At 51.5% G+C, this 14,462-nt stretch carries 11 protein-coding genes; 6 read left to right on the top strand and 5 right to left on the bottom strand.

Annotated features, from left to right (window positions below):
* Positions 1-161: 161 nt before the first annotated feature.
* The 4 genes from pdhA to lpdA all read left to right on the top strand — a co-directional run bounded on the left by pdhA (position 162) and on the right by lpdA (position 5,580).
* Complete coding sequence (gene pdhA / locus SK3146_RS08380) at positions 162-1,235, top strand: pyruvate dehydrogenase (acetyl-transferring) E1 component subunit alpha (protein ID WP_249864649.1); 1,074 nt, start codon at positions 162-164, stop codon at positions 1,233-1,235.
* Between the two features lie 18 nt (positions 1,236-1,253).
* Positions 1,254-2,234 carry an alpha-ketoacid dehydrogenase subunit beta gene (locus SK3146_RS08375; protein ID WP_249864648.1) on the top strand — a complete coding sequence of 327 codons (981 nt, stop codon included), beginning with the start codon at positions 1,254-1,256 and terminating at the stop codon, positions 2,232-2,234.
* Positions 2,235-2,793: 559 nt separating this feature from the next.
* Positions 2,794-4,164: a dihydrolipoamide acetyltransferase family protein gene (locus SK3146_RS08370; protein WP_249864647.1), complete on the top strand. Its 1,371-nt coding sequence runs from the start codon at positions 2,794-2,796 to the stop codon at positions 4,162-4,164.
* A 3-nt stretch (positions 4,165-4,167) separates the two neighbouring features.
* Positions 4,168-5,580 (top strand): dihydrolipoyl dehydrogenase, encoded by a 1,413-nt coding sequence (lpdA, locus tag SK3146_RS08365; RefSeq protein WP_249864646.1) that lies wholly within the window; start codon positions 4,168-4,170, stop codon positions 5,578-5,580.
* A gap of 480 nt (positions 5,581-6,060) precedes the next feature.
* On the opposite strand, the gene SK3146_RS08360 is transcribed toward lpdA, so the two are convergent.
* Complete coding sequence (locus tag SK3146_RS08360; RefSeq protein ID WP_249864645.1) at positions 6,061-7,521, bottom strand: MDR family MFS transporter; 1,461 nt, start codon at positions 7,519-7,521, stop codon at positions 6,061-6,063.
* A 148-nt stretch (positions 7,522-7,669) separates the two neighbouring features.
* Between SK3146_RS08360 and SK3146_RS08355 the strand changes: the two genes are divergently transcribed.
* Complete coding sequence (locus tag SK3146_RS08355; RefSeq protein ID WP_249866229.1) at positions 7,670-8,101, top strand: MarR family winged helix-turn-helix transcriptional regulator; 432 nt, start codon at positions 7,670-7,672, stop codon at positions 8,099-8,101.
* Positions 8,102-8,419: 318 nt separating this feature from the next.
* Here the strand turns inward: SK3146_RS08355 and SK3146_RS08350 are convergent, their stop codons facing one another.
* From SK3146_RS08350 to SK3146_RS08340, 3 genes are all read right to left on the bottom strand, one after another.
* Positions 8,420-9,907, bottom strand: a complete 1,488-nt coding sequence (locus SK3146_RS08350; RefSeq protein WP_249861330.1) for an IS1182 family transposase — start codon at positions 9,905-9,907, stop codon at positions 8,420-8,422.
* Positions 9,908-10,146: 239 nt separating this feature from the next.
* Positions 10,147-12,036 (bottom strand): FtsX-like permease family protein, encoded by a 1,890-nt coding sequence (locus tag SK3146_RS08345; protein ID WP_249864644.1) that lies wholly within the window; start codon positions 12,034-12,036, stop codon positions 10,147-10,149.
* Positions 12,011-12,775 carry an ABC transporter ATP-binding protein gene (locus SK3146_RS08340; RefSeq protein ID WP_249866228.1) on the bottom strand — a complete coding sequence of 255 codons (765 nt, stop codon included), beginning with the start codon at positions 12,773-12,775 and terminating at the stop codon, positions 12,011-12,013. The genes SK3146_RS08345 and SK3146_RS08340 overlap by 26 nt, the downstream gene beginning before the upstream one ends.
* 314 nt (positions 12,776-13,089) lie before the next feature.
* On the opposite strand from SK3146_RS08340, the gene SK3146_RS08335 reads away from it, so the two are divergent.
* Positions 13,090-13,503 carry an RHS repeat-associated core domain-containing protein gene (locus SK3146_RS08335; protein ID WP_249864643.1) on the top strand — a complete coding sequence of 138 codons (414 nt, stop codon included), beginning with the start codon at positions 13,090-13,092 and terminating at the stop codon, positions 13,501-13,503.
* Positions 13,504-13,936: 433 nt separating this feature from the next.
* Here the strand turns inward: SK3146_RS08335 and SK3146_RS08330 are convergent, their stop codons facing one another.
* Positions 13,937-14,449, bottom strand: a complete 513-nt coding sequence (locus SK3146_RS08330) for a hypothetical protein (RefSeq protein ID WP_249864642.1) — start codon at positions 14,447-14,449, stop codon at positions 13,937-13,939.
* Between the last annotated feature and the right edge of the window lie 13 nt (positions 14,450-14,462).

The following is a 14,462-nucleotide window of genomic DNA, read 5'->3' as shown; positions in this document are numbered from 1 at the left end:
CTGTATTATATATTTCATGTCACTGTTATAGTCATGGAAAAGACTAGATCGCATATTTTGCAAGTAAGTAGTTGTGTTATTAGAGAAAACAGGTTTATAATACTACTATAACAGAAACTCCGGTTTCAAGGCATCAAAATCTATCGCTGAGGTGAATGTACATGAGTAAGCCATATGAAGTGGCAGTGTCAAAGGTGCAGCCTTTGTCTGTTTTAGGGCCAGACGGTACTGTGGTTAACGAGCAAGAAATGCCGAATTTGACTGACGATCAATTGAAAGAACTGATGAGACGCATGGTGTTTACCCGTACTTGGGACCAACGGGCCGTTAACTTGACCCGCCAAGGACGTCTCGGCTTCTATGCTCCGGTATCCGGCCAAGAAGCGTCGATGGTCGGCAGCGAGTTCGCTTTAAATAAAGACGATTTCATCTGTCCGGGATACCGCGACATGCCGCAAATCGTATGGCACGGTCTTCCGATGTACCAAGCGTTCTTATATTCCCGCGGTCACCAGCACGGCGGACAAATTCCGGCCGATGTGCATGTACTGATGCCGCAAATTATCATCGGCGCGCAAATTTTGCACGCGATGGGCGTTGCCATGGCATTCAAAAAACGCGGCGAAAAACGCGTCACGATTACGTATACCGGTGACGGCGGTTCGTCCGAAGGCGATTTCTACGAAGGCATGAACTTCGCAGGCGCGTTCAAACTGCCGGCGATCTTCGTCGTGCAAAACAACGGCTATGCCATTACGACACCATTCGCCAAGCAAACGGCTGCAGAATCCGTAGCTCATAAAGCGGTAGCTGCCGGTATCAAGGGCGTGCAAGTTGACGGTATGGACGTGCTGGCCGTCGTCAAAGCGGTTCAGGACGCGGCAGAACGCGGACGCAACGGCGAAGGCGCGACGCTGATCGAAGCGATCACCTATCGTTTCCTCCCGCACTCCATGTCCGGCGACGATCCTTCCAAATACCGTACGAAAGAAGAAACGGCTGAATGGGAAGCAACGAAAGATCCGTTGATCCGTTTCCGCAAGTATCTGGTCGGCAAAGGCCTTTGGACGGAAGAGGAAGAGAACAAGGTTGTCGAAGAAGCGAAGGCTACCGTAGCCGAGCAAATCAAGAAGGCGGAAGAAACGGAAAAAATGACCGTTACCGGCCTGATCGACAGCATGTTCGAAACGACGCCGGCTCACTTGGAAGAGCAAAAAGCGGAATATAACGCGTAAAGGAGAGAGAAGCATACCATGGCACAAATGACAATGATTCAAGCGATTAAGGATGCAATGCGCGTAGAGCTGCAGCGCGATCCTAACGTTGTTATATTCGGGGAAGACGTAGGTAAAGTAGGCGGTGTGTTCCGTGCGACGGAAGGACTGCAGGCGGAATTCGGCGAAGAGCGCGTATTCGATACTCCGCTGGCGGAATCCGCTATCGGCGGTCTGGCTGTAGGGATGGGGATTCAAGGCTTTCGTCCGATAGCCGAAATTCAGTTTGTCGGTTTCATCTATGAAGCGATGGACCAAATCTGCGTCCAAGCGGCTCGCATGCGCTACCGTTCCGGCGGCCGCTACAATGCGCCGATTACGTTCCGTACGCCTTTCGGCGGCGGCGTTAAAGCGGCCGAGCTTCACACGGACCCGTTGGAAGGCTTGCTGGCTCAAACTCCAGGTATTAAAGTCGTTGTTCCTTCGAACCCGTACGACGCCAAGGGCCTGCTGATCTCGGCGATCCGCGATAACGATCCTGTCTTCTTCATGGAGCACTTGAACCTGTACCGTTCGTTCCGTGCGGAAGTTCCAGAAGGCGAGTACACAGTGCCTCTTGGTAAAGCTAACGTCGTTCGCGAAGGCTCCGATGTAACGATCATCACTTACGGCGCAATGGTTCACACTTCCTTGAAAGCTGCCGAAGAGATTGAAAAAACTCGCGGCGCAAAAGTGGAAGTGATCGACCTTCGTACATTGGTTCCTTTGGACATCGATACAATCGTAGAATCGATCAAGAAAACGAACCGCGCTATCGTCGTTCAAGAAGCGCAAAAAACATCCGGCGTAGCGGCTGAAGTGATCGCGCAAATCAACGAAAAAGCGATTCTTCACCTGGAAGCTCCGGTGCTTCGCGTAACGCCTCCGGATACGGTGTATCCGTTCGCTCAAATCGAGGATCAATGGCTACCTAACCCTGCTCGTATCGTAGCAGGTTTGAATAAAGTTCTTGACTTTTAAGTAGGACGCTCCTGTTAGGGAGCTGCCGGTTGTCAAGCGGATTCGCGAATAGGTTTCAGGAAGGAGGGTGTATACCTCCGACCGCTGTTGAAATGGGATATTCTTATGAATTATAGGGCAGATGTAGATATCCCAGTTTCAAAGGCGGACGCAGGCTCCTCCGGTACACACCCTTACCTTCCTCTTCACATTTCGCGGCCGAATTGACAAAAACGCTCCGCCAAGGAGCGTTGGAGCGGTAACATCCGTTTGCGGAAGGGACGCAAACGGGGAATATACTTTAAAGCGCAGCGGGAGCTGCTTTTGGAAGAAAATGAATGTGCGAGGCTTCGAGCGGGCAGAAGGTGGAGCCATATGTAACTGCCGGAGAGTTTACGCGCCGCCTTTGAAACCGGGTTTCATCTGATACAAATATAATGTGAGAAACCTGGTTTCAACAGCGGCCGGAGGCAGTTGGCATATGGCGGAACCGGCAGCCGGCGAGTGTTAACGAAGCGCATTATTTCACTTCCAACCTACATACTCCCGCTTGCGCCACCATTTAGGAGGGTTCGGAATCGTGGCGATATTTGAATATAAATTCCCTGAGCTCGGCGAGGGGATTCACGAAGGCGAGATCGTCAAATGGCTTGTAAAGCCGGGCGACGCAGTCAATGATGAAACGATCATCATGGAAGTGCAAAACGACAAATCGACGGTAGAAGTTCCTTCTCCGGTCGAAGGGAAGATCGTAGAGATCAAAGTAGGCGAAGGTACGGTATGTACGATCGGCGATTTGATCGCGACGATCGAAGTATCCGGCGAGGTGCCTCAGCAAGCGAGCCACGGCGGACACGGCGAGAGCGCAGCTCCAGCCGCGGCTCCGGCGGCAGCGCCTGCAGCCGAATGCTCTGTAGGCGGAGCGGTGGCGGCTAACGTCGCCAGCTCCAAGCTGGACACGCCGATGGCATCCCCAGCGGCGGCACCGGCTGCGGCTGCGGGCGCATCCGCAGGCCAAGTGCTGGCTACGCCGAGCGTGCGCAGGCTCGCTCGCGAGAAAGGCGTGAACATCGCGCAAGTCACAGCAACAGGCCGCAACGGCCGTGTGACGAAGGAAGATGTTCTGGCCTTCGCCGCAGGCGGAGCGCAGCCTGCAGCGGCAGCACCTGAAGCTGCAAGCGCAGCGCCTGCAGCAACGGCGGCTCCGGCTGCGGCAGCATCGAGCGCTGCGGCGGCATTGTCCGGCGAACGCGTCGAAGAGCGCGTTCCGCTCAAAGGCATTCGCAAAGCGATCGCGAACGCAATGGTTAAATCCGCGTTCACCGCTCCTCATGTAACGCTGATGGACGAAGTCGACGTAACTCAACTGGTTGCTTTGCGCGGCAGAGCGAAAGCGGCGGCAGAGAAAAAAGGCGTAAAATTGACTTACTTGCCGTTCATCGTCAAAGCATTGGTAGCGGCAGCGCGCCAATTCCCTGCTATGAACGCGATGATCGACGAAGAGAAGAACGAGATCGTCTACAAGAAGTACTACAACATCGGTATCGCTACGGACACGGATAACGGCTTGATCGTTCCTGTGATCCAGGACGCGGACCGTAAAAATATTTGGACGATCGCGGAAGCCATCAAAGACTTGGCGGCACGCGGACGCGAAGGCAAGCTGAGCGCTGCCGAGATGAGAGGCAGCACGATCTCCATTACGAACATCGGTTCCGCGGGCGGTATGTTCTTCACTCCGCTCCTCAACTTCCCGGAAGTTGCTATTCTCGGAACAGGTCGTATTACAGAAAAACCGGTTGTTAGAAACGGTGAAATCGTCATTGCTCCGGTTATGGCATTGTCCTTGAGCTTTGACCATCGTATTATCGACGGCGCAACGGGTCAAAACTTTATGAACTACATTAAACAGCTGCTGGCTGATCCAGAGCTGCTCATTTTGGAGGTGTAAGATATGGTAGTAGGAGACGCTTCCGTTGAGATTGACGTTCTGGTCATCGGTGCAGGACCCGGCGGATATGTGGCGGCCATTCGCGCCGCCCAGCTGGGCAAAAGCGTATTGGTAGTCGATAAATCCGAGCTGGGCGGCGTATGCTTGAACCGCGGATGTATCCCTTCCAAAGCTTTGATCTCCGCTGCGCATCATTATGAAGCGGCAGCGCACAGCTCCGCCATCGGCATTACGGCGGAAAACGTGAAAGTCGATTTTGCCAAAGTCCAGGAATGGAAAAGCGGCATTATCAAAAAGCAAACCGGCGGCGTTACCCAGCTGCTGAAAGGCAACAAAATTCAAGTATTTAACGGCGAGGCTTTGTTCATCAACGATCAAGAAGCCCGCGTATTTAACGATAACGAAACGGCGCGTTACCGTTTCAACCACTGCATTATCGCGACGGGCTCCCGTCCGATCGAGCTTAAGGCGTTCCCTTACGGCGGCCGCATTTTGTCGTCCACCGAAGCGTTGGAGCTGCAAGAAATTCCGCAAAGCCTGATCGTTATCGGCGGCGGCTACATCGGCATCGAGCTCGGACAAACCTATGCGAAGTTCGGCACGAAAGTGACGGTGCTCGAAGGCTCCGACGCGGTTCTGCCGGGCTTCGAGAAAGAAATGTCGCAGCTTGTGGCGCGCAACCTGAAGAAGCTGGACGTGGAAGTGTTCACCGAAGCGATGGCTCAAGGCTGCGAGCAAACCGATAAAGACGTTACCGTGACATTCACGGTCAAAGGCGAAGAGAAGAAAGTAACGGCCGATTATGTGCTGGTTACGGTAGGACGCCGTCCGAATACGGACGGAGATCTGTCTCTGGAGCTGGCTGGCATTGAAGTCGGCGAGCGCGGCTTGATCAAAGTGAACGAGCAGTGTCAAACGAACGTTCCGCATATCTATGCGATCGGCGATATCGTATCCGGTCTGGCCTTGGCCCATAAAGCTTCGTACGAAGGCAAAGTGGCTGCCGAAGCAATTGCCGGAATGCCTAGCGTCGTCGATTACAAATGCATCCCTGCCGTCGTATTCTCCGATCCGGAGATCGCAAGCGTCGGCTTGAACGAGACCGAAGCAAAAGCCAAAGGCATCAACGTAGCGGTAGGCAAGTTCCCTTACGGAGCCAACGGCCGCGCGCAATCGATGAATTTGAAGGAAGGCTTCGTGAAGCTGGTTGGCGACAAAGATTCCGGTCTGCTCCTCGGCGCGCAAATCGTCGGCGCGGAAGCGTCCAACCTGATCGCTGAGATGGGTCTTGCCATCGAGATGGGAGCAACCTTGGAAGACATCGCTCTGACGATTCATGCGCATCCGACGCTCGGTGAAATCACGATGGAAGCCGCTGAAGTGGCGATGGGTCATCCGATTCATATTTTGAAATAAAATGCTTTTGAACGAAAGCTTGGATAAGAGGCTTGAATAAGAGGCTTGGGGGCTGCAGTTGATGCGGCTCCGGGCTTTTTTTGTTGTTTAGGAAATGATGCGCAGCCATATCCTGTGGATATCCGGGGGCTCCCCCGAAAGTAATGTCTAACCATAGAACGAACCCAGAGGAATGGTTAGACGCCGATCCAGCTGAAGCTGGATGCGGACGGAATAAGCTTCAGAGCATCACGTCACTACCCTGGAAATTACTCTTGGTACCCCATTTCCATTGTCTGTGGTGCCGCGTCGGCGGCATGGATGGCTTTTGGGGGATTTGTTCTTGTATGGGGGAGGTGCACGTTAGCGGTGAGCGGAGGGGACTTGGAGATCAGCCGATACGGCTGAGGAAGTTCGGGTTCGCCGCGTGAAGGGGCAGAGGCCGGAATTTCCCGCCCCACGATTCCCTCACTTAAGCTATACGTCGGAGCGCCGATAAGGTCAGTTCCTTGCCTGCGCGGCGCTTGCGGCCGCGGTCTGAGGCTTCGGCTTGCGCAGCAGCCACACTAACGGAAGCGCCGCCGCGGCGACGATCGTGCCGATCATAAATACATCGTTCACTCCGAGAGCGGATGCCTGCTCGCGAAGCAGCTCTTGATCTCCTGCCGAGCCGGTTTGGCCAAGCTGCTGCAAATGAACATTCGTCCGCGTCACGAGCAGCGAGCTGAATATGCCGATAGACAGGGAAGCGATGCCTTGGCGCACCCAGTTGGTGATGGCGGAGCCGTGCCCGGAGTTTTCCCGCGGAATCGAGCTCATTCCCAGGTTCGTCACCGGCATATTGCATAAAGCGACTCCGATATAGCGGATGACGAGCCATAGGATAATGTAGGCCGCCGTCGTTTGCAGTCCCATATTCGTCAGCGCAAGCGTAGCGATTCCGATCAGCGCGATTCCGGAGGCGATCAGCCGAAGCGGACCGATCTTGGTATACAGCTTGCCGGTAATAGGCGAGCAGGCGGCGAGGGCGAGCGAGCCCGGCAGCAATATGAGCCCGGTATGAAGAACGGACATATGCTTGACATTTTGCAAAAATAGCGGGATCAGGATGCTGACGGCATAAAGCGAAATGGTAATGACACAGTTGATGACCAAGCTTAGCGTAAACCGGACGTTTTTAAACAACCTTAATTGGAGCAGTGGACTGGATACGGTGAGCTCCCATTTGATAAAAAACGCCAAAAAAGCGAAGCCTCCCAGCATAACCGTAAGCAGCTTGCCGGAAGTCCAGCCCCATACGCTGCCTTGGCTGAAAGCCATTAGAAGAGCGGTGCTGCTGATCGTTACGGCGGCAAGGCCGATCTTGTCGAACGATTTCTTTTCGCTCAAGCGGTAGTACGGGATATACTTGATGATTGCGATCACGGCGGCGACGCCGATGGGCAGATTGATGACGAATATCGATCTCCAGCCGAAATATTCGACCATCCAGCCGCCGAGCGTCGGGCCGAAGGCGGGCGCCAGCATCGACGATAGGCTCCATAAGCTCATGGCGAACGGCTGCTTATCCTTTTGCACGACTTGGTAAATGATCGTCATCGTGGTCGGCATGATCATGCCGCTGAACAGACCTTGGATGACCCGGAACGTAATGAGCGATTCGATGTTCCAGGCGGAGATGCACAGCGCGGAGGATAGGGTGAAGCCTCCCATGGCGATCATATACAGCCGTTTGTAGCTGAGCTGGTCGCCGAGGTAGCCGACGGCCGGGGCGATGACTCCTGTAGCCAACACGAAGCCGGACATAATCCATTGCACCGTGTTCAAGCTCGTATGGAAGTTGTCGATAAAGAGGGGAAAGGCTACATTAATCGTAGTCGTGCTTAAAATGGCCAGGAAATTGCCGAAAAAGACGGCGTAAATAATCGGCCAAAACGAATCCGGTTTTGCTGCGGTACTCATGGGCTAGGGGCCTCCTCAAATGGCAGTGCTAATAAATTATGCATATAGTTGCATGATACAATCAACTACTTTGGTATTATACGGACTTTTTTTTGAAACTGTCAATATGGTAAAATGGAAGGATGATGGAACAGGGGGAGTAAGCTTGGTGCTTGATAGGAACAAGCTGACGGAAATCGAAGTAGAGCTGGCGAAGCTCGTCCGGCGCGCCAATTTCGTCAGTCCCGGCAAAGATCAGCGGATTGTGGACCGTTCGACTTATTTGCTGCTGCTTCAGCTGAAGGAGCACGGGCCGGCCGGAGTGAAGGCGCTGGCGCAGGAATTCCGGCTCGATGTATCCACGGTCAGCCGGCAGATGGCCGTCATTGAGAAGAAAGGCTACGTCCGCAGAATTGCCGACCCTACGGACGGCCGGGCCAGCTCGTTTCAGATTAATGAAGCGGGGCTTCAGGAGCTGGAGCTGATCGGGCAGGCTCGCGTCGAACGCTACTCGCGCTTGCTGAAGGATTGGACGCCGGAAGAGCTGGATACGTTCGCCGAGCTGTTGGGGCGGCTTAACAGGACTTATGTAGACGAATAGGCTGCTTGTTTTTCACCACACTTCTAAAAGCGTGGTGAAAAAAGAGCGGAGGGGCCATTTGAATCTGGAAAAGCGTAAGCGTTCGCCTTTGAAAACGGATTCTCTCCACAGAAAAACGAAAAAACAATCCAAAGGATCCGTTTTCAACAGCGATTGGAGGATCAAATGGACGCCGCAGCGGACTTTTTCACCACCCTTCTAAGAGTCTGTCCGACGGAGTTACTTTTGTAGGTCCCTTCGGAGTAAGACTCGGTTTTCAAATGATTTTTCATCACGATTTGAGTATAATCACTGTGTCTTTCTTTGCCTTTGTGGGAGTTACGCCGCTTTTTTACGTTTTTGGGCAGACCTCTCCCGTTTATACACCGTGGATGGTTTGGGATATCTGGCAGAATGAAGCTTTCTTAAATTATAGCTTAAAGCCAAAAGGACGAACTCACCCTCAACCTTATCTTCGCCACGGAGGTGAAACTGACGAAAGCCCTGACATTCTTTCATTTGCCCCCACGCGGGTTCCACGATGGCTTTACGTAACCGGTAAATGTCTTTACCGGCATCGCTTTGCACTTTGGTTCTCATGGCTTCTCGGATCGGATCGCCTTCATTGCGTTTGACCCTTCGTTTACCGGATCCGGACTTAACGCAGTCCTTTTGAAACGGGCAGGTCAGGCAGGCATCGCTCATATACACCCATTGAGTCGCTTTTTGAGGATCCTTTTCATAGTATGTGTACTTGTGGATCAGCGTTTGTCCCGCTGGGCACACATAGGTATCCGTTTCCGGGATATACGTAAAGTTGGTTTTATCGTACGGATTCCCGTGCTGCTTGTTTTCACGGGTTGCCGCGATGTAGGCGTCGGTCTCGGCCTTCGTCGCCGCCTGAATGTTGTCCGCACTAAAGTACCCTGCGTCCGCACTCACTTTCTCGGGCACCTTTCCCGTTATGTTGCGGATGGAACCGAGCACCGGCTGGAATTGGTGTTGGTCGCTGCTGCTAGGGTTCATCTGCAGTCCGACGATGAATCCCTGATCCGCATCTACGGCAATTTGCGGATTATATCCTTGGATGACGCCTTGGGTTTTCGTATCCATGATTTGGGAATCTGGATCGGTAAAGTTGAATTGATCTTTGTCCGGTGTCTTCGATTCCTCTACCGGTTTGCGAGTTTCCAACTGTCTGAGCGCCTCTCTGATTTTTTCAAGTCGGGATTGGCGATTGGTCACCGATTCCGGCAACAGCGAAAGGGGCTCTTCGTTCTCTTGGTCGTCTATCTGGCCGGCTTGCTCGAGAGCTTCGCGGATTTCCTTTTCCAGACGCTCGATTTCCTGGTTCATCCGATCTCGCGACATCGACTTATGCTTCGATGCATGGGCTTTCAGCTTCGAACCATCGATGCTGACATGACCGAGGGACACGTACCCTAGCTGTATGGCGATGTGTACCACTTGTTTGAAAAGTCCCGGTAATGATTCGAGGTGATCCTTTCGAAAATCGCTGAGCGTACGGAAATCCGGTCGATGGCCGCCACATAGCCAACGAAAAGGAATATTTTCATCCATAGCCTGACGAAGGGTCCGGGAGGTGAACACACCCGTAGCATAGCCATAGAACCATAACTTCAAAAGCATGGCGGGGTGATAGGCTTCTTCTCCGCGATGGGAATACCGATTTGTCATGACCGTGAGATCCAACTGATCCACGATGTCGCTAACAAGCCGCACTAAATGATCTTCAGGGATCCAATCGCTCAAATACATCGGAAACAATTCACCTTGTTCCGTGGAGTAAGATTTAAATTTTGCCATAAACCACACACCCTTTTTTACCAGATAAACAGATTACAGTTAAGTTTCGCGACGAAACTATGCTTTTCCTGTTTCGTCGGACAGACTCCTAAATGTCCGGTGAAAAATCGCAGGACGCGACGAACTCGCCGCCCTTCCGAAAAAAGGCAGGCCGGAATCATTATGTTCCAGCCTGCCTTTGTATTTGTTTTCGTGAACCGCCTTGATCAGAGCGTCACATTCGTTTCCTTCCCGCCAGTCTACTGAACGGCTTCCTTCAATTTTTTGACATAACCGGCGCGAATGAACAAGAAATAAACGATTTGAATCACCGTGAATGCGCCCAGCACGAGCGCCGACTCCTTGAACAGATTGACGCCGAACGTATTTTGCAGCGTATTCAGCGCCACGGCGCCATGGACAACGGCAACAACAATCGGCACGAAGAACAGCAGCCCGATCTGTACCGATACGATCCTCGACAACTCGCCCTCCGTTAGGCCCAGCTTCGTAATGGCGCGGTACTGCACGCAGTCCTGAGGCAGATCGGCATACAGCCGGAAGTACAGGAAGCTGCCCGCGGCGACGAAGAATACGGCTCCAATGAACAGACCGGTTAACAAAATTTGTCCGAACGACTGATTATTTTCATGCACCGCATAGGCTCTGGAAATAAACTCGTATTGCTTTTCGCCGCCCTCCAGCAGCAGGTTCAGTTCCTTCGATACGGCCAAGGTGCTCCGCCAATCCGTCACATCGTATACGAAAGAAGCGGAATCCTCCTGCGATGCGGGCATTGCTTGAAAGGCGGCGTCCGATATGACCGCTACGTCCGCATAGCCGAGCTGCTGCAGCCGAATCGGCATGACGCCGCTTTGCGTCACGGCGAATACGCTGCCGTCCTGCGATGCGATCTTCCCGGTTTGTTCGCGGGCTCGCCCGCCGAATCCCATATCGTCGGGATAAAACAACAGGGCGTCCTTATCCCCGACCACTGCGTTGTCATTCATCAAAATGTTATATTCCGTCACGGATACAAATTTATACGTTTTATTCGTCGCGGTATTTGCAGATGATTTTTTATGGATAACATACGGCTTATAATCGATCCCCGCATTTGCCAACGACTGCTCGATAAGCGCCGTCTGCTCCGCCTCGAGGCCGTTGCCGGAGTAAGATTCGTATTTCATGACGGGGAGTGCCTCGGACAGCTGGCCCGTAAACATGGACTTCATTCCGACCAGCGTGCCGATAGCGCAAAAGGACACTGTCGATATCATGGCCACCAGGAAAAACATCCGCGCGTTGTCCTTCATGCGGTAAGCAAGATCCGACAGCGTAACCAGGTTCGTGCGGCTGCGGTACAACTCCTGATTTCCCTTTAGCTTGCGGATGACATAAACACTCAGCTGCGTAAACAGGAAGTAGGTGCCTATGCTGACGATAACGGCCACAGGAAGCAGCGCAAACAGCACGAGTACGCCTTTGACGATAAAGGCCGCGGCATAGCCGACGGCAAGGAGTACAGCGGCAAGTACGGCAAGCGGCGCGGAAGCTTTCGGCTCCGGTTTCGGCTTGGCCGTTCCTTTCAGCAGATCGATGAGCGAGCTGCTGCGAAGGATTATCGCGGTGAATAGCGAAATGAACAGAAACAGCAAAGTGAAGGCGGCAAAAGTCAGCAAAGCCGCTCTTACCGGCCAATAGAAAGCGAGCGGCTGCTCCAGCGTCAGCAGGGAGGTGCCCAGCATAAGAATGCCTTTGGACAGCAGCAATCCTGCGGCAATCCCTGCTGCAGTCGAGGCCAGACCGATCATGACATTTTCAAGAAACACCAGCCGTCTCAGCTGCAGCTCCGACATCCCCAGCATCATGCCGATGCCGAATTCCTTTTTGCGCGATTTCAGGAAGGCGCTCATCGAATATAAAATAAAGAAGAACGTAAATACATAAATAATGTATTGCGATACGTCCATGCTCGTCTTGGCGCCCTGGCCATAAGAGCCCTTATCGGAAAAGTTGAGGTCGGGGTGGAACGCGAGCATCGAGTAAACGAAGAAAATCATGACCGAAAACGCGCAGCTGAAAAAGTAGCCGGCGTACAGCCGCTTGTTGCGGATGACGTTCTTAAAGGCGAACTGACGAAAGTTCATCGGATGCCCCCCCTAAAGACGTAAGTACATTCATAATATCCTCGAAAAATTCCTTGCGGCTGTCCATCCGCTGCAGCTCCCGGTAAAGCATACCGTCTTTGATAAAAATAATCCGGTCGCAGTAGCTGGCCGCCTGGGCGTCATGCGTAACCATCATCATCGTTGCGCCGTCGTCCTTGTTCAGCTTTTGGAGCGTTTCCAGCACGTCCTTGGCCGCTTTGGAATCGAGATTGCCCGTAGGCTCGTCGGCCAAAATCAATTTGGGATCATGGACGAGGGCCCGGGCGATTGCCGTGCGCTGGGATTGTCCCCCGGATATTTCATACGTGCGTTTATTCAATATATGAGAGATGCCGAGCTTGTCCGCGATCCGGTTCACCCGCCCGTCCTGTTCGGCGACGCTAATATTTTCCAATGTAAGGGGGAAAATAATATTTTCTTTGACGGTGAGCGTACTCAGCAGGTTGAAATCCTGGAAGACGAACCCGAGCTCCCGGCGCCGAAACAGCGCGAGCTGCCGCTTATTCAACCCGAACGCGGGCTTCCCGTCGATATACACCTCGCCGGCCGAGGGCTTGTCGATCGTCGAGATGACATTGAGCAGAGTCGTCTTCCCGCTGCCCGAGGGGCCCATAACTCCGACGAATTCGCCCTTCTTCACCGTAAAGTTAAGATCGGACAACGCCCGGTAATTTACCTTGCCTTCATAAACCTTGGAAACATTGCGAACTTCCAGCATAATCAGCAAACACTCCTTTAAAGAATCTTTATCCACACAGTAACCGTTCGTGAAAAAAGAAACCATTGATTTCCCTTACGCCAATCTTTCAATTTTGTCATGTTGGAGGTCGGGGATTTCCGAATGGGGGTTGGAGATGGACGGGGGAGCTGGAAATTTGGAAGGAACTCATACTGTTTTATCCAGATTTGGACTCGGTGTAGTAGCCCGCTCAATGTATCCGTTTCAATAGCTAATATAGTGAATACTATGAGTACAATAGCCGCGGGAACCATACACAGTGGAATAGCAACAGGCTTCCTGAAGTTAACGCCATGGATTACACATATGATGTATGGGATCAATTAATATCCGCTACTAAAGACGGCAGAACGGTAACTTACAAGTATAATGGAAGACGGGCTGTTATACGAGCGTATGGAAAACGGCCTGACAGAGCGTTACTACAGGAATATCTTCGGGCCAGATGGTATGATCCAAGTATGGGACGGTTTATTAGTGAGGATACGTATGAAGGGGATATTACGAATCCGTTGAGTTTGAATTTGTATACGTACTGCCACAACTCACCTCTTGGATGTGTTGATCCGAGGGGACACTATGATGAAATTTTGGATCAGTATGTTACAAGGGCGGCGGATGTACAGAGAATAATTGAACTGACCGATGCTTTGGATCATGGCGATGCAACCGTAAAAGTAACGCTTCTAGCGAAGCTGATGCGATAAGGTTCAGTTATCGATCATCGATTCCAACAAGTAGATGGAACAGTGATTGGTTTGGAAGGGTCTCAGTCCATGAACTTGGCAACAAAGTTCATTATGATGAGCTAATGAGGCAAAGGGGCAAGAACTTCCGAGCGCTTTACAAAGGCAATTCCCCAAAACTGAGTTTGAGTTTACACCGAGGGGGGCAAAAGGGGCTGATGTAAGGGTAACAGGCGGTAAATACCCTTCCGAGTACCCGGTTTTCAACTTGGGAAGCAGATAACGATTATGGAGATTTTAAACCTCGATCAGCATCCGGTGAAAAGACATTTGATAGGGATGTAGCTCGTGGTAAACTCCCGTCTAATACCCAAGCCTTTACAGACTCTGGGCGATGTGAGTAAACGTGCTTGTATTTTATTTTTTATACGGTATAGCTGGTTAATTAGGACCTTTAAAATGTGATTTCCTTGCCGTCACTTAAATACCCCTTAATTTCAATTTTTTCAAGATGATAATTACTTAACTTATCAGGTATAACATACCAAATAATATAATCTTTGTTGGTTTTTATTATATTCGCATCATTTATTTGAATATTTCCTCCATCGCTATATTTCACAGTAACACGCTCAATATTCTTTCTATTGGTAGTTCCATAAAACATTTTAAAATGATCTTCACTGCCACGATTCGATTCGATATACGATACATTTATGTTCGCTTCATTAGGACGTTCAAGTGTACCATCCTTTAACTCTAACGATAATTTTTCTTCTTTTTTGCTGAAAAATGCTGAGTTTAACCCTTTTTCAGTTTCATAAAAGGCTATAACTCCTTTTGAAGAATTTTGAGTGGAAATTAGTTCCTTAAAAGTTATTTCTTCTTTTTTAATCTCGGTTTCTATGTTGGTGGAAGAAGATACGTGGTTACTATTACAACTTGTGATAATTAAAACTATAGTCATTAACAGTACATAT

Source organism: Paenibacillus konkukensis (assembly GCF_023523925.1).
Taxonomy (GTDB): Bacteria; Bacillota; Bacilli; order Paenibacillales; family NBRC-103111; genus Paenibacillus_S; species Paenibacillus_S doosanensis.
Note: the sequence above shows the minus strand (reverse complement) of the source record. Positions and strands in the feature narration are given on the sequence as shown.

Coding starts and splice junctions, on each gene's coding strand:
- pdhA (WP_249864649.1), top strand. CDS start 162: ATGAGTAAGCCATATGAAGTGGCAGTGTCAAAGGTGCAGCCTTTGTCT.
- SK3146_RS08375 (WP_249864648.1), top strand. CDS start 1,254: ATGGCACAAATGACAATGATTCAAGCGATTAAGGATGCAATGCGCGTA.
- lpdA (WP_249864646.1), top strand. CDS start 4,168: ATGGTAGTAGGAGACGCTTCCGTTGAGATTGACGTTCTGGTCATCGGT.
- SK3146_RS08360 (WP_249864645.1), bottom strand. CDS start 7,521: ATGAGTACCGCAGCAAAACCGGATTCGTTTTGGCCGATTATTTACGCC.
- SK3146_RS08350 (WP_249861330.1), bottom strand. CDS start 9,907: ATGGCAAAATTTAAATCTTACTCCACGGAACAAGGTGAATTGTTTCCG.
- SK3146_RS08345 (WP_249864644.1), bottom strand. CDS start 12,036: ATGAACTTTCGTCAGTTCGCCTTTAAGAACGTCATCCGCAACAAGCGG.
- SK3146_RS08340 (WP_249866228.1), bottom strand. CDS start 12,775: ATGCTGGAAGTTCGCAATGTTTCCAAGGTTTATGAAGGCAAGGTAAAT.
- SK3146_RS08335 (WP_249864643.1), top strand. CDS start 13,090: ATGGATTACACATATGATGTATGGGATCAATTAATATCCGCTACTAAA.
- SK3146_RS08330 (WP_249864642.1), bottom strand. CDS start 14,449: ATGACTATAGTTTTAATTATCACAAGTTGTAATAGTAACCACGTATCT.